General features: G+C 65.0%; 12 protein-coding genes. 5 read left to right on the forward strand and 7 right to left on the reverse strand.

Going from position 1 to position 15215, the window contains the following annotated elements; translation table 11 throughout:
- Positions 1–2 precede the first annotated feature (2 nt).
- From E6B08_RS25380 to mreB, 6 genes are all read right to left on the reverse strand, one after another.
- On the reverse strand, positions 3–3812 hold the full coding sequence (locus E6B08_RS25380) for a YhdP family protein (protein ID WP_136916484.1): 3810 nt from the start codon (positions 3810–3812) through the stop codon (positions 3–5).
- A 78-nt stretch (positions 3813–3890) separates the two neighbouring features.
- The gene (gene rng, locus E6B08_RS25385) at positions 3891–5348 is read right to left on the reverse strand and encodes a ribonuclease G (RefSeq protein WP_136916485.1); all 1458 of its coding nucleotides are present in this window, start codon (positions 5346–5348) and stop codon (positions 3891–3893) included.
- Positions 5349–5402: 54 nt separating this feature from the next.
- Complete coding sequence (locus E6B08_RS25390; RefSeq protein WP_136916486.1) at positions 5403–6002, reverse strand: Maf family protein; 600 nt, start codon at positions 6000–6002, stop codon at positions 5403–5405.
- Between the two features lie 33 nt (positions 6003–6035).
- The gene (mreD, locus tag E6B08_RS25395; RefSeq protein ID WP_136916487.1) at positions 6036–6524 is read right to left on the reverse strand and encodes a rod shape-determining protein MreD; all 489 of its coding nucleotides are present in this window, start codon (positions 6522–6524) and stop codon (positions 6036–6038) included.
- Positions 6524–7555 (reverse strand): rod shape-determining protein MreC, encoded by a 1032-nt coding sequence (mreC, locus tag E6B08_RS25400; RefSeq protein WP_136916488.1) that lies wholly within the window; start codon positions 7553–7555, stop codon positions 6524–6526. Before mreC ends, mreD begins: the two co-directional genes overlap by 1 nt.
- A 164-nt stretch (positions 7556–7719) precedes the next feature.
- Positions 7720–8757, reverse strand: coding sequence for a rod shape-determining protein MreB (gene mreB / locus E6B08_RS25405; protein ID WP_003255163.1), 1038 nt, complete (start codon positions 8755–8757; stop codon positions 7720–7722).
- A gap of 205 nt (positions 8758–8962) precedes the next feature.
- Here mreB and gatC point away from each other — a divergent pair, with 205 nt between their 5' ends.
- The 5 genes from gatC to E6B08_RS25430 all read left to right on the forward strand — a co-directional run bounded on the left by gatC (position 8963) and on the right by E6B08_RS25430 (position 13821).
- Positions 8963–9250 (forward strand): Asp-tRNA(Asn)/Glu-tRNA(Gln) amidotransferase subunit GatC, encoded by a 288-nt coding sequence (gene gatC, locus E6B08_RS25410; RefSeq protein ID WP_136916489.1) that lies wholly within the window; start codon positions 8963–8965, stop codon positions 9248–9250.
- 15 nt (positions 9251–9265) lie between these two features.
- A complete protein-coding gene (gene gatA, locus E6B08_RS25415; RefSeq protein ID WP_136916490.1) occupies positions 9266–10717 on the forward strand; it encodes an Asp-tRNA(Asn)/Glu-tRNA(Gln) amidotransferase subunit GatA in 1452 nt (483 codons plus the stop codon).
- 11 nt (positions 10718–10728) lie between these two features.
- Positions 10729–12174, forward strand: a complete 1446-nt coding sequence (gatB, locus tag E6B08_RS25420; RefSeq protein WP_136916491.1) for an Asp-tRNA(Asn)/Glu-tRNA(Gln) amidotransferase subunit GatB — start codon at positions 10729–10731, stop codon at positions 12172–12174.
- 155 nt (positions 12175–12329) lie between these two features.
- Complete coding sequence (locus tag E6B08_RS25425; protein ID WP_136916492.1) at positions 12330–12704, forward strand: septal ring lytic transglycosylase RlpA family protein; 375 nt, start codon at positions 12330–12332, stop codon at positions 12702–12704.
- 73 nt (positions 12705–12777) lie between these two features.
- Entirely contained in the window at positions 12778–13821 is a 1044-nt protein-coding gene (locus E6B08_RS25430) for a calcium/sodium antiporter (RefSeq protein WP_136916493.1), read from the forward strand.
- A 6-nt stretch (positions 13822–13827) separates the two neighbouring features.
- Here the strand turns inward: E6B08_RS25430 and E6B08_RS25435 are convergent, their stop codons facing one another.
- The gene (locus tag E6B08_RS25435; protein WP_136916494.1) at positions 13828–15186 is read right to left on the reverse strand and encodes an amino acid permease; all 1359 of its coding nucleotides are present in this window, start codon (positions 15184–15186) and stop codon (positions 13828–13830) included.
- Positions 15187–15215: the final 29 nt, after the last annotated feature.

Consider the following 15215-nt stretch of genomic DNA (forward strand, 5'->3'; position numbering starts at 1 on the left):
GTTCATTTATCGAAAGGTTTCACAAATGTGATTCTAGGCTCTTTCACCGGCCCCTCGACGCGATAGTGCACGCTGGCGAAGCGCGATACCCGGTCGCCGATCAGGCGGTCGACCAGGAACAAGGCGCCCCCCACTGCCGGTGCACCGACGATCAGCGCCGCCAGGGGCAGGTTGTTGGTCACCGGCAGCGATACCTGCAGATTGGCGTTGACCCGGTCGCGAACCATGTCCAGCGTGCCTTCGAGTTCGAAGTTGCTCGAAGGCCCGGTGACGGTGATCGGCTCACGCGTGACGTAGACGCCATTGCTGGCCACCAGCAGGCCCTTCACCCGGTCGTAGGCGAGGCCCTTGGAAAACAGGTCGGAGAAGTCCAGGCGCAGGCGCCGACCGATGGCGTTGAAGTTGAGCAGGCCAAACACGCGCAAAGCCTGGGCACTGCCTTCGACCTCGACGAACTGGCCGCTGCGCAAGGCCGCGTCCATGCTCCCGGAGAAGCGCTTGAGGCCCACCCAGGCTGGCGAGCCCGGCCAGCGACCATCGACGTCCAGGCGGAAGTCGCGGCTGGTGACGGTGGGCGCGAAGCCCCAGGCCTTGAGCACGTCGCCCAGATCCTTGCCATCGAGCCGCCCTTTGTACCAACTGCTGGTGGCACCTGGCACGCCTTCCCAGCCCCCCCCGCCATCGATGCGCAGGCCCTTGAAGGACAGGTCGATGTCTTCTGCCGAAACACCACGCGCGGTGGGGCGCAGCTTGATCGATGCGCTGCCGAAGAAGTCGTCGCCGCGGTAGAGCTTGTCGATGGACAGGTCCAGCGCCGGGACCTTGCGCGGGTCGAAGTCGGCAAGCGGATCCGGCCCTTCCTCGGCCTGCGCCTGGGCCGGATCGGCTGCCGGCAGGCGCAAGGTTTGCAGGCGTACCGCCATCGCCGCGCCCTTGGCGTCCGGCAGGCGCGCATTGCCGATCACCTCCCGGCTGTCCAGACGCAGGTCCCATGCTGGCCCGCTGCGGGCCAGGCGCACCACGGCCTGGTTGAGGTCCATGCCGAAGGCCTTGAGCTGACCGATGCTCAGGTCGACGCTCTGCAGGCTCTGCCGGGCGCTGCCGCCAGGGTCACTGCCGCCAAGCCGCTCGGCCTGCGCCTGCCAGGGCGCGAGATCGAGCGATTCCAGCCGCCCGCGTACGCGCAGGCCCTGGCCAGCTGGCACCTGGGCAGTGCCAGCACCGAGCAGCAGCTCGCCCCGGCCCTGTGCCAGCTTGTCGGCGGGTGCCGCGTAGGCGAACCGCGTAAGATCGGCGTAGGCCGCATCGAAGCGGCGCTCGGCACCTTGCAGATTCATGCTGAAGCGGCTGTCGCGGGTGTCGCTGGCCGCCTTGCCGAACGGGGCCGGCAGGTCGATCGTCAGGCCCTTGAGCGACGAACTGACATTCAGGCTGTTGTCGCGCTTACCCAGGTTGACCTGCAACTGATAGGGCAATTCGCCCGAAGCCGGCAGTGATTGGTTGAATTGCAACCAGTCAGTCAGGGCCTTGAGCCCCACCTGGCCCTTGGCGTCGATGCGGGTCTGCATCTGCCCCGGTGCGCCCTGGGCAACGATCTGCGCGGTCACCGGCTTGCCAAATGCCTCCAGGCTGATGCCCTTGCCACTCAAGCCCTTGTCCAGATCGAAGCTGAAATCGCCTTTCAGGTGGCTTAGCTCCAAGGTCGGCGGCGCCACCTTGAGGCGAGCGTCGCGGGTGGCGAAATCGACCAGCACCTTCGGCTGCTCGCCGTGGGCCAGTGGAATGTCCAATTTGACCTTGCCACTGAGCGGGCCTTCACCTTCCCAGCCGGCGAAGATCTCACCGGTGCCGATCGGGGCTTCCTTGAGAATCTTCAAGCCGTCGCCCAGGGTGCCGGCAAAGTCGCCGTCCAGGTACAAGTGGCTGTGCTGGCCCTCTTCCACATGCGGGATATCGACACTGACATCGCTGACCTGGGTGTCGAGCAGTAACCCCTTGCGCGCCTTGATGCGCACGCCGCTGTCCTCGATCAGCACATCGCCATCGACATGCTGCACCTGCGGCCAGCCAGGCTGGAAGTCGAGCGCCGCATCATTGACTTTGAAGAACAAGCTGATGCTGCGGGCTTCGGGCGGGGCGCCATGGTTGAGCGAGCCCTGGTACTGGAAGTAGCCCTGCTCGACGTTGCCCTTGACGATGGCGCTGCGCAGCCATTCGTCCAGGGCCGGACTGAGAACTTCCGGCAGGTACTTGGCGGTATAGCGGCCATCGCCATCGGTCAGGCCGACGCGCAGGTCCATGTAGCTTTCGTGCCCAGGTTCGAAGAACAGATGAATGAGGAAGTCCGCGGCGATCTTGCCCTCCTCGCCCAGCACCTTGATGTAGGGCGCGATCAGGGTGAAACCTTCTTTGTCCAGCGCCCAGGTCAGGCGCGCATTGGCCTTCAGGTAATGCCAGGGTTTGCCGAAGATCGGATACAGATGCAGCATGAAGGCGTCGGTATCCAGGCGCAGCTCGCCGTGGCCGAGATCGCCACTGATGCTGCCGCTGACATTGCCGGCAGCCGGCGCGCCGTGATACGCATCGAAGCCGACCTTGTCGAGATTGGCGGCGAACTGCAGGCGCTTGTCGCCTTCGGCCTTGGGACGAACATCCAGTCGCACGTTGCGCAGCGAACCGGTGACCTTCAGGCCATCGACCACGGCCATGAGTTTTTCCGGTAGCGGCGCAAGCGCATCGATCAAGGGTGTCAGCGGCGTCAGGTCGAGACGGTCGGCCTGGATCTGCCAGGTTGGCCCTGCAGCATCCTGACCTTCGCGCTGGCGCAGTTGCAGGTGCGACTCCCAGCGCTTCTCGCCGATGCTGGCAGCCAGGGAGTCGACCACCACGTCGAAGCCCTGTTCGCGGCGCTGGAACCAGGCTGCCAACGCCAGGTTGTCCAGCTTCGCCGCCTTGCGTCCGGTGTAGGCGCCTCGCAGTTCGGGTGCATTGAGGCGCACCACCGCTCGCTCCAGTGCACCTTTGCGCCAGTCGACCCAGAACTCGCCTCCGGCGCGCAACGCGTCGGCTTGCCACTGGCCCAGCAGGCGCGGCGGCAGCCAGCGCGACCAGTCGCTCTGCGGCAGGCTCAGGTAGACCTCGGCACTGCCCTCGTGCCAGGCATCGGCCGTCGCGCGGCTGCGCAGGTTCAATGCCATGGGCTGGCCGTCGGGCAAGGTGGCACGCAGATCGAGGGCCTGGCGCGAGGTGCCGGCCTGCAAACCGAGGCTGACGTAGGTGAGGGTCATCGGATCGCGCTGCCACGGCTGCAGGGTGACCTGGCTGTCGAACACATCGACACGGCCAAGCTGGCGCAGGCGCTCGAGCGTCGCGGCCGGGTCGAGCGGGGCGTCGTCCTTCTTCGGCAAGCCTTCGAGCGACCAACCGCCCTGCTCGTCCTCGCGGGCGATCAGTTGCAGGCCACTGAGCTGGATATGGGCCAGGCGCACCTCGCGGGCCATGAGGCTGGCCCACAGATCGGGCACTGCCCGAACGTCGTCCAGGCGCAGGGCCGAAGCCCCTTCGCCCAACTGCAGGTCACGCAGGCGCAGCACCGGCACCAGCCCGCTCCAGCGCCCTTCGAGCGCACCGATGTGCACCGGCAGGCCCAAGGCCTGCTCGGCCTTGGCTTCCACGTCTGCGCGGTATTCGGCCACCAGCGGCACCAGTTGCCGACCGAGGCTGACGTACAACGCGACGATCACTGCCAGCAGCGCGCAGATGCCAAGGCCCCAGCGGGTCATGGCAACCGGAACGCGGGTCAGACGCCCCATTGCCGTGGCCCTCCAAGTCGTTTATCCATCATGGCCCGAAGTACCGGTTTTGCCAGCCTGACCGGCTTCTATAGGGGGTCAGAGCAGCACCACATCGTATTGTTCCTGTGAATACATCGACTCGACCTGGAAGCGAATCGTTCGGCCAATGAACGTCTCCAGCTCCGCCACATTGCCCGACTCCTCGTCGAGCAGGCGATCGACCACCTTCTGGTTGGCCAGTACGCGATAGCCCTCCGCCTGGTAGGCGCGGGCCTCGCGGAGGATCTCGCGGAAGATCTCGTAGCAAATGGTTTCGGGGGTTTTCAGCTTGCCCCGCCCCTGGCACGCCACGCAAGGTTCGCAGAGCACCTGTTCGAGGCTTTCGCGGGTGCGCTTGCGGGTCATCTGCACCAGGCCCAGCTCGGTGATGCCGATGATGTTGGTCTTGGCATGGTCGCGTTCGAGCTGCTTTTCAAGGGTCCGCAGCACCTGGCGCTGGTGCTCTTCGTCTTCCATGTCGATGAAGTCGATGATGATGATGCCGCCAATGTTGCGCAGGCGCAGTTGCCGGGCGATGGCGGTGGCCGCCTCGAGGTTGGTCTTGAAGATGGTTTCCTCGAGATTGCGGTGGCCGACGAACGCACCGGTATTGACGTCGATGGTGGTCATCGCCTCGGCGGGATCGACCACCAGGTAGCCACCGGACTTGAGCGGCACCTTGCGTTCCAGTGCCCGCTGGATTTCGTCCTCGACGCCATACAGGTCGAAGATCGGCCGTTCGCCGGGATAGTGCTCCAGGCGATCGGCGATTTCCGGCATCAATTCGGCGACGAACTGCGTGGTCTTCTGGAAGGTTTCCCGCGAGTCGATGCGGATCTTCTCGATCTTCGGGTTGACCAGGTCGCGCAGCGTACGCAAGGCCAGGCCCAGGTCTTCATAGATGACCGTCGGTGCGCCGCAGGTCTGGATCTGGCTGCCAATCTGCTCCCAGAGCCTGCGCAGGTAACGGATGTCCTGGAGGATCTCTTCGCTGCGCGCGCCTTCGGCGGCGGTGCGCAGGATGAAACCACCGGCGTCCTTGATGTTCTCGCTGTCCATGCAGTCGCTGACCACCTGCTTGAGGCGCTCACGCTCGGCTTCGTCTTCGATCTTCAGCGAAATGCCGACATGACTGCTGCGCGGCATGTACACCAGGTAGCGTGAGGGAATGGACAACTGCGTGGTCAGGCGGGCGCCCTTGGTGCCGATCGGGTCCTTGGTCACCTGCACCACCAGGGCCTGGCCATCGTGCACCAGGGCAGTGATGTTCTCGACTGCGGAGCCCTCGCGCTGGGAAATTTCCGAGGCGTGAATGAACGCGGCGCGCTCCAAGCCGATGTCGACGAATGCCGCCTGCATGCCCGGCAGCACGCGCACCACCTTGCCCTTGTAGATATTGCCGACGATGCCACGGCGCTGCGTACGCTCGACGTGCACCTCTTGCAGCACGCCGTTTTCCACCACTGCCACGCGCGATTCCATCGGGGTGATGTTGATCAGGATCTCTTCACTCATGGCAGGCTCTCGTCCAAAGTCTTCGGTAATGATGGATCGCTGTCGGTTCACTGGCTAGCGCGGTGCTGAAACCTCGTGTTGCTGCCAGCAGGCGATGCAGAACTGCTCCAGCAGCTGGGCGGTTTCGAACAGCGGCAGACCGACCACCGTCGAGTAGCTGCCCGCCAGGGATTTGACGAACACCGCTCCCAGGCCCTGGATGGCGTAGCCGCCGGCCTTGTCCAGCGGTTCACCCGTGGCCCAGTAGCGCAAGGCCTCGTCGCGACCAATGGCACGAAAATGCACATCGGTGGCCACGCACACGTCCAGGCAACGCTTGCCATCGGTCACGGCAACGGCCGTGAGCACCTGATGCTGACCATCGGAAAGGTCGGCGAGCATGGCCAGGGCATGCTCGCGGTCACGCGGCTTGCCCAGCATCTGGCCCTTGGCCACGACCACGGTATCGGCGGCCAGCACCACGCCAGGCCCATCCAGGCAGGCAAAACCCGCCGCAGCCTTGGCGCGGGCGAGGCGCACGGCGTACTGGGTGACGGCCTCACCGGGCAATGGGGTTTCATCGATGGGGGCAGTGACGACGCTGAACGGAACGCCGATCTGGGTCAGCAGTTCACGCCGCCGCGGCGAGCCGGAAGCCAGGTAAAGCGGGGTCATACGGACGTCTCCCTGTCAGTCGCGGCGTCGCCGTCAGTTGATGTGCAGGCGCCGGCGCAGGTCGCGCAGGGCGAAGCTGATCCACGGCCAGAGCAAGGCACTGATGACCGCCGACCAGACCAGTGCCAGGGTCGGCAGGCGGTTTCCGGTCAGCGCGCTGAGCCACAATTGGATGAGCTGGGCGATGCCGAAGATGACCAGGATCACCAGGCTCTGCTGCCACATGGGGAACATGCGCAGGCGCTGTTGCAGGGACAGCACCAGGAAGGTGATCAGGGTGAGGATCAGGGCGTTCTGCCCGAGCAGCGTGCCATACAGCACGTCCTCGGCCAGGCCGAGGACGAAGGCCGTGGTCATGCCGACCTTGTTCGGTACCGCCAAGGTCCAGAACGACACCAGCAGGGCCAGCCACATGGGCCGGAACACTTCCATGAACTGCGGCATGGGCGACACGCTGAGCAGCAGGCCGATGGCGAAGGTCAGCCAGATCACCCAGCCGTGGTTGCGTCGCGAAGCGGCCATCATTGTCTCCGGGGTTGGGTCGGCGTCGCCGCGGCTGGCGCCGGAGCCGCAGGCTCAGCGGCAGGTGCAGGCGCAGCCGTTGCAGGAGCGGCAGGCGTGCCCGCCCCCGGCGCTGCGGCTTCGGTCGCCGGCTGGGCCGGAGTGGCCGCGCCTTTGCGGTCGGCTTCTTCCTGGGCGATGGCCGCATCGGTGGCGCGCTGCTCTGGCGTGCGCCGATCACTGAACACCAGCAGCATGTAGCGGCTGCGATTGAGGGCGGCAGTGGGGATAGCACGCACGATGGCGAACGGCTGGCCGGAATCGTGGATGACTTCGTTGACCGTTGCCACCGGATAGCCTGCGGGGAAACGCTGGCCCATGCCGGAGCTGACCAGCAGGTCGCCTTCCTTGATGTCGGCGGTGTCGGCCACATGGCGCAATTCGAGGCGCTCGGGGTTGCCGGTGCCACTGGCGATCGCCCGCAAGCCGTTACGGTTGACCTGCACCGGAATGCTGTGGGTAGTGTCGGTGAGCAGCAGCACCCGCGAGGTGTAGGGCATCAGCTCGACCACCTGGCCCATCAGGCCGCGGGCATCGAGTACCGGCTGGCCGAGGAACACGCCATCTCGTTCGCCCTTGTTGATCAGGATGCGATGGGTGAACGGATTGGGATCGACGCCGATCAGTTCGGCTACCTCGACCTTTTCGTTGACCAGTGCCGACGAATTGAGCAGCTCGCGCAGGCGCACGTTCTGCTCGGTCAGGGCCGCCAGCTTCTGCAGGCGCCCCTGCAGCAGCAGGGCCTCGGTCTTGAGCTTCTCGTTCTCGGCAATCAACTCGGTGCGGCTGCCAAACTGGCCAGCCACGCCTTGCCACAGACGCTGCGGCAGGTCGGTGATCCAGTACGACTCCATCAACACCAGGCCCATCTGGCTGCGCACCGGCTTGAGCACGGCAAAGCGCGCGTCGACCACCATCAGCGCGACGGACAGCACCACCAGTACGAGCAGGCGCACGCCCAGCGAGGGGCCCTTGGAGAAAAGCGGTTTAATGGGCCGTTCCTCGTGGACGACTCAGGAAGTCATTGGACATGGGACAACGCACCAGCCTGGTTGCGGGTTGACGGAAACGGCGCACGACATGCGCCTGCCCAACGCATACAGGTAGCACTGTGCGTGCTACCTGTAAACCGGGCGCTCGGGTACAGCGAGCGGGATCACTCGCTGGAGAGCAGGTCCATCGCGTGCTTGTCCATCATCTCCAGGGCGCGACCGCCGCCACGGGCGACGCAGGTCAGCGGGTCTTCGGCGACGATGACCGGCAGGCCGGTTTCCTGGGCCAGCAGTTTGTCCAGGTCACGCAGCAAGGCGCCACCACCGGTCAGCACCAGGCCACGCTCGGCGATGTCGGAGGCCAGCTCCGGTGGCGATTGCTCCAGGGCGCTCTTGACCGCCTGGACGATGGTCGCCAGCGATTCCTGCAGGGCCTCGAGCACCTCGTTGGAGTTCAGGGTGAAGGCGCGCGGTACGCCTTCGGCCAGGTTACGGCCGCGCACGTCGACTTCACGGACTTCGCCACCTGGATAGGCAGTGCCGATTTCCTGCTTGATGCGCTCGGCGGTGGATTCGCCGATCAGGCTGCCGTAGTTGCGGCGCACGTAGGTGACGATGGCTTCGTCGAAGCGGTCGCCGCCGACGCGGACGGATTCGGCATAGACCACGCCGTTCAGCGAGATCAGGGCGATCTCGGTGGTACCGCCACCGATATCGACGACCATCGAGCCGCGAGCCTCTTCGACCGGCAGGCCGGCACCGATCGCAGCGGCCATTGGCTCTTCGATCAGGAACACTTCACGGGCACCGGCACCGAGGGCCGATTCACGAATGGCGCGGCGCTCGACCTGGGTCGACTTGCACGGCACGCAGATCAGCACGCGTGGGCTGGGCTGCAGGAAACTGTTCTCGTGAACCTTGTTGATGAAGTACTGCAACATTTTTTCACAAACGCTGAAGTCGGCGATGACGCCGTCCTTCATCGGACGAATGGCAGCGATGTTGCCAGGCGTACGGCCCAGCATGCGCTTGGCTTCGGTACCGACGGCCACGACGCTTTTCTGGTTGCCGTGGGTACGGATGGCAACAACCGAGGGCTCATTCAGGACGATACCGCGCTCACGCACGTAAATAAGGGTGTTGGCAGTACCCAGGTCGATGGAGAGATCGCTGGAAAACATGCCACGCAGTTTCTTGAACATGGGAAAGTGACCCTGGGGAAAGCGTGGGTAAAAAAGTGCGGCAAACTCTAACAATGGCAGGGATTTTGGGCAAGGAGCCAATATGTTAAATTGGCTGTTTTTCCGAGCACGCCGACAGATGATCGCGGCCGTATGACCGCCAAAATGCCGGCATGTTCCTCATCACGGACCCTTATTCCGTTCTTTGTTTCCCCCGGAGATCACCATGGCGCTTGAACGCTGCGACGTGGAAAAGATCGCCCATCTGGCCCGTCTGGGCCTGAATGAAGGCGAACTTCCACGCATTACCGATGCACTGAACAGCATTCTCGGCCTGGTCGACCAGATGCAAGCGGTCGACACCACTGGCATCGAGCCACTGGCCCACCCACTGGAAGCGAGCCAGCGCCTGCGTCCCGACCAGGTCACCGAACACAACCAGCGCGACGCCTACCAGGCCATCGCACCTTCGACCGAAAGCGGTCTGTACCTGGTTCCCAAAGTCATCGAGTAAGGGATAGAGCCTGCCATGCATCAACTGACCCTGGCCGAGATCGCCCGCGGACTCGCCGACAAGTCGTTTTCCTCCGAAGAGCTGACCACCGCCCTGCTGGCGCGCGTCAAGCAACTCGACCCGCAGATCAACAGCTTCATCAGCGTCACCGAGGAACTGGCCCTGGGCCAGGCCCGTGCCGCCGACGCCCGTCGCGCCGCTGGCGAGGCCGGTGCGCTGCTTGGCGCCCCCATCGCCCACAAGGACCTGTTCTGCACCCTCGGCGTACGCACCAGCTGCGGCTCGAAGATGCTCGACAACTTCAAGGCGCCCTATGACGCCACCGTGGTCGCCAAGCTGGCCGAAGCCGGCATGGTCACGCTGGGCAAGACCAACATGGACGAGTTCGCCATGGGTTCGGCCAACGAATCCAGCCACTACGGCGCGGTGAAGAATCCATGGAGCCTCGAGCACGTCCCCGGCGGCTCGTCCGGTGGCTCGGCCGCCGCGGTCGCCGCGCGCCTGCTGCCGGCCACCACCGGCACCGACACCGGCGGCTCGATCCGCCAGCCAGCGGCACTGACCAACCTCACCGGCCTCAAGCCGACCTACGGTCGGGTGTCGCGCTGGGGCATGATCGCCTATGCCTCGAGCCTCGACCAGGGTGGCCCGCTGGCGCGCACTGCCGAAGACTGCGCCCTGTTGCTGCAAGGCATGGCCGGCTTCGACGCCAAGGACTCCACCAGCATCGACGAACCGGTGCCGGACTACAGCGCCGGGCTCAACGGCTCGCTGCAGGGCCTGCGTATCGGCCTGCCGAAGGAATACTTCGGCGCCGGCCTCGATCCGCGCATCGCCGAACTGGTCCAGGCCAGCGTCAAGGAGCTGGAAAAGCTCGGCGCAGTGGTCAAGGAAATCAGCCTGCCGAACATGCAGCACGCCATCCCGGCGTACTACGTGATCGCCCCCGCAGAAGCTTCTTCGAACCTGTCGCGTTTCGACGGCGTGCGCTTCGGCTACCGCTGCGAAGAGCCCAAGGACCTCACCGACCTGTACAAGCGCTCGCGTGGCGAAGGCTTCGGCACCGAGGTGCAGCGCCGCATCATGGTCGGCACCTATGCCCTGTCGGCCGGCTACTACGACGCCTACTACGTCAAGGCGCAGCAGATCCGTCGCCTGATCAAGAACGACTTCATGTCCGCCTTCGAAGACGTTGACCTGATCCTCGGCCCGACCACGCCGAACCCGGCCTGGAAGCTCGGCGCCAAGAGCAGCGACCCGGTCGCCGCCTACCTCGAAGACGTCTACACCATCACCGCCAACCTGGCGGGCCTGCCCGGGCTGTCGATGCCGGCCGGCTTCGTCGACGGCCTGCCGGTCGGCGTCCAGCTGCTGGCGCCGTACTTCCAGGAAGGCCGCCTGCTCAACGTCGCGCACCGCTACCAGCAAGTCACCGACTGGCACACCCGCGCCCCTAACGGCTTCTGAGGAATTCACACATGCAATGGGAAGTTGTGATCGGGCTGGAGATTCATACCCAGCTGGCCACCCAGTCGAAGATCTTCTCCGGCAGCGCCACCACCTTCGGCTCCGAGCCGAACACCCAGGCCAGCCTGGTCGACCTCGGCATGCCGGGCGTGCTGCCGGTGCTGAACCAGGAGGCCGTGCGCATGGCCTGCATGTTCGGCCTGGCGATCGATGCCGAGATCGGCAAGCGCAACGTGTTCGCGCGCAAGAACTACTTCTACCCCGATCTGCCCAAGGGCTACCAGATCAGCCAGATGGACCTGCCGATCGTCGGCAAGGGCCACCTGGACATCGCCCTTGAAGACGGCACCATCAAGCGTATCGGCGTCACCCGTGCGCACCTGGAAGAAGACGCCGGCAAGAGCCTGCACGAAGACTTCAGCGGCTCCACCGGCATCGACCTGAACCGCGCCGGCACGCCGCTGCTGGAAATCGTTTCCGAGCCTGATATGCGCAGCGCCAAGGAAGCGGTGGCCTACGTCAAGGCGATCCACGCCCTGGTGCGCTACCTGGGCATCTGCGACGGCAACATGGCCGAAGGCTCGCTGCGTTGCGACTGCAACGTGTCGATCCGCCCGAAGGGCCAGGCCGAGTTCGGCACCCGCTGCGAGATCAAGAACGTCAACTCGTTCCGCTTCATCGAGCGCGCCATCAACAGCGAGATCCAGCGCCAGATCGACCTGATCGAAGACGGCGGCAAGGTGGTGCAGGAAACCCGCCTGTACGACCCGAACAAGGACGAAACCCGCTCGATGCGCAGCAAGGAGGAAGCCAACGACTACCGTTACTTCCCCGATCCAGACCTGCTGCCGGTAGTCATCGAGGACAGTTTCCTGGAAACCGTCCGCGCCGGCCTGCCGGAGCTGCCTCCGCAGAAGGTCGAGCGTTTCCAGAGCCAGTACGGTCTGTCGGCCTACGACGCCAACGTGCTGGCTTCCAGCCGTGAACAAGCGGATTACTTCGAGGAAGTGGTGAAGATTGGCGGCGACGCCAAGCTGGCCGCCAACTGGGTCATGGTCGAACTGGGCAGCCTGCTGAACAAGCTGGGTATCGAGATCGACCAGGCACCGGTCAGCGCCGCGCATCTGGGCGGGATGCTGCTGCGCATCCGCGACAACACCATCAGCGGCAAGATCGCCAAGACCGTGTTCGAGGCCATGGCTGCCGGTGAAGGCGATGCCGACAGCATCATCGAAAGCAAAGGCCTCAAGCAGGTTACCGATACCGGTGCCATCGACAAGATGCTCGACGAAGTGCTGGCCGCCAACGCCGAGCAGGTCGAACAGTACCGCGCTGCCGACGAGGCCAAGCGTGGCAAGATGTTCGGCTTCTTCGTCGGCCAGGCGATGAAGGCGTCCAAAGGCAAGGCCAACCCGGGGCAGGTGAACCAATTGCTCAAGGCCAAGCTCGAAGGGTGAGCTTTGTAGGAGCGGCCTTAGGTCGCGAAAGGGCTGCGAAGAGCAGCCCCAGCGGTTCAAGCAGTAATCTGACCCTGGGGCCGCTCTGCGGCCCTTTCGCGACACAAGGCCGCTCGCCGTCAAGCGCGCCCAACGGCAGCACCGGAGCTTCCATCTTGCTAATTAGATCCTTGGGCACCCTGGCCCTCTTCTCCCTCCTGGCCGGCTGCGCCAGCCAAGACATCGACCCCAGCGGTTACGACAAGACCGGCACCGCCTCGTATTACGGCTCGCGTCACCACGGCAAACGCACCGCCAGCGGCGAAGCCTTCAACCAGCACGGCCTCACCGCTGCCCACCGCAGCCTGCCGTTCGGCAGCAAGGTGCTGGTGACCAACCTCGCCAACCAGCGCAGCGTCGTGGTCCGCATCAACGACCGTGGCCCGCACACGCGCGGGCGGTTGATCGACCTGTCACGCGCCGCAGCGGAAAAAATCGGCATGCTGCGTAGCGGAACCGCGCGAGTCCGGGTACAAGGGCTGAGCGACTAAGCTGACACCTGACCTGACAGGAGCCTCGACCATTTTCGACCTGGCCACCCTCCCCACCTTCAGCCTCCTGCAACTGGGCGTGGCACTGGTGTTGCTGATCGGCGGTGCCGACCTGCTCGTGCGTGTCGCCCTGCGCCTGGCCCAGCACCTGCACGTTCGGCCGCTGATCATCGGCCTGAGCCTGGTGGCTTTCGGCAGCACCGCGCCACAACTCACGGTAAGCCTGCAGGCCGCCTACCAGGGGGCGCCCGACGTTGCCGTAGGCAGCGTGATCGGCAGCAACATCTTCAACGTGCTGGTGATCCTCGGCCTGGCCGCGCTGATCATTCCACTGCGGGTATCCCGCCAGCTGGTACGCCTGGACATTCCCTTGATGATCGTCGCCAGCGGCCTGGTCTACGCGCTTTGCGCCAATGGCCAACTGGGCCGTGTCGAAGGGCTGCTGCTGTTGCTGGCCCTGGTCGGCTACCTGGCCATGCTATGGCACCAGTCGCGCCACTATGCACGCACCTATCCGGCTCCGGCACCGGTCGCCGTAAAACCCGGCCGCTTCTGGTCGGTGACGATGCTGCAGGTTGCCTTCGGCCTGGCGATGCTGAGCCTGGCGGGTCATTTGCTGCTGGAGGCCGCCGTCGAGGTGGCCACCGACCTGGGGTTGTCCGAGCGGATCATCGGCCTGACAGTGGTCGCGGTCTGCACGTCCCTGCCGGAACTGGCCGCCGCGCTGGTCGCCGCCCTGCGCGGCGAGCGGGAGATCGCCGTGGGCACGGTGATTGGCAGCAACCTGTTCAACCTGCTGGCGGTGCTGGGGCTGACCGCGCTGGTCACCCCCGAGCCGTTGAGCATTTCACCCAATGCCCTGGGCTTCGACCTGCCGGTGATGCTCGGCGTCGCCGCCTTGAGCCTGCCGGTGTTCTACTCCGGCTACCGCATCACCCGCGCCGAGGGCCTGGTGTTCCTCTGCCTGTACCTGGCCTACGGCCTGCACGTGGCGGCCTTCACCATGGGCATGCCGCTGGCCGGCCGCCTGGAACGGCTGATGCTGTTCTATGTGCTGCCGGTGCTCGGGGCGGTGCTGCTGTTCACCACGGTGCGGGCCTGGCGACGGCAGCACTGAACGCGATTACCTGGCCTGCCGGGCCTTCTTGATGCAGAACGCCACCCACAGCACCAGGATCCACGCCGGGATCAGCAGCACCGAGATACGCACGCTCGGGGTCAGGAACATGACCACCAGGATCAATACGATGAATGCCAGGCACAGGTAGTTGGTCAGCGGGTGCCCCAGGCTCTTGTAGAACGGCGTGATGCCCGCCGCCAACTTGGCCTTGCGGAACTTCAGATGGGTGATGCTGATGCTCGCCCAGTTGATCACCAGCGCCGACACCGCCAGCGCCATCAACAGGCCGAACGCCTCACCCGGCCGCAGGTAGTTGATCAGCACGCACAACCCGGTGGCGAACGCCGAGACCCCCAGGGCCGTCAACGGCACGCCACGGCGGCTCACCTTGAGCAGCTGGCGCGGCGCATCACCTTGGCTGGCAAGGCCGAACAGCATGCGGCTGTTGGCGTACACGCAGCTGTTGTACACCGACAGCGCGGCGGTGAGCACCACCACGTTGAGAATGGTCGCCACCAGGTCGCTGTCCAGCTCGTGGAAGATCATCACGAACGGGCTGCCGCCCTGCACCACCTTCTGCCACGGGTACAGCGACAGCAGTACCGCCAGTGCGCCGATGTAGAAGATCAGGATGCGGTACACCACCTGGTTGGTGGCCTTGGGAATGCTCGCCCGCGGGTTGGCGGCCTCGGCCGCGGTGATGCCGACCAACTCCAGGCCGCCGAACGAGAACATGATCACCGCCAGGGCCATGACCAGGCCACCGACGCCGTTGGGGAAGAATCCACCGTGCTGCCAGAGGTTGGCCACGCTGGCATCCGGGCCACCGTGGCCACTGCCCAGCAGCCAGGCGCCGAAGCCGATCATGCTGACGATCGCCACCACCTTGATCAAGGCGAACCAGAACTCCATCTCGCCATAGACCTTCACCTGGGTGAGGTTGATCAGGTTGATGATCACGAAGAAGATCGCCGCCGTGGCCCAGGTCGGGAAGCCGGGCCACCAGTACTGCACGTAGATACCCACGGCGGTGAGCTCGGCCATGCCCACGAGCACGTACACCACCCAGTAGTTCCAGCCCGAGACGAACCCCGCGAACTCGCTCCAGTACTGGTGGGCGAAGTGGCTGAAACTGCCTGCAACCGGCTCTTCGACCACCATCTCGCCCAGTTGGCGCATGATCAGGAAGGCCATCAGGCCGGCGATGGCATACCCCAGCAGAACCGACGGGCCGGCCAGCTGAATGGTCTGGGCGATGCCCAGGAACAACCCGGTGCCGATGGCACCGCCCAGCGCGATCAGCTGGATATGACGGTTCTTCAGCCCGCGCTGCAACTGCTCGGGCGTGCTCTGGTCTTGCATGAAGTGTCCTTTGGCTCAGTGAGGCAGTG

The sequence above is a fragment of the Pseudomonas putida genome (assembly GCF_005080685.1).
GTDB classification, from domain to species: Bacteria; Pseudomonadota; Gammaproteobacteria; order Pseudomonadales; family Pseudomonadaceae; genus Aquipseudomonas; species Aquipseudomonas putida_V.

Excerpts from the sequence above, each read along its gene's own strand:
- E6B08_RS25380 (WP_136916484.1), bottom strand. The coding sequence starts at position 3,812 with ATGGGGCGTCTGACCCGCGTTCCGGTTGCCATGACCCGCTGGGGCCTT.
- rng (WP_136916485.1), bottom strand. The coding sequence starts at position 5,348 with ATGAGTGAAGAGATCCTGATCAACATCACCCCGATGGAATCGCGCGTG.
- E6B08_RS25390 (WP_136916486.1), bottom strand. The coding sequence starts at position 6,002 with ATGACCCCGCTTTACCTGGCTTCCGGCTCGCCGCGGCGGCGTGAACTG.
- mreD (WP_136916487.1), bottom strand. The coding sequence starts at position 6,524 with ATGGCCGCTTCGCGACGCAACCACGGCTGGGTGATCTGGCTGACCTTC.
- mreB (WP_003255163.1), bottom strand. The coding sequence starts at position 8,757 with ATGTTCAAGAAACTGCGTGGCATGTTTTCCAGCGATCTCTCCATCGAC.
- gatC (WP_136916489.1), top strand. The coding sequence starts at position 8,963 with ATGGCGCTTGAACGCTGCGACGTGGAAAAGATCGCCCATCTGGCCCGT.
- gatA (WP_136916490.1), top strand. The coding sequence starts at position 9,266 with ATGCATCAACTGACCCTGGCCGAGATCGCCCGCGGACTCGCCGACAAG.
- gatB (WP_136916491.1), top strand. The coding sequence starts at position 10,729 with ATGCAATGGGAAGTTGTGATCGGGCTGGAGATTCATACCCAGCTGGCC.
- E6B08_RS25435 (WP_136916494.1), bottom strand. The coding sequence starts at position 15,186 with ATGCAAGACCAGAGCACGCCCGAGCAGTTGCAGCGCGGGCTGAAGAAC.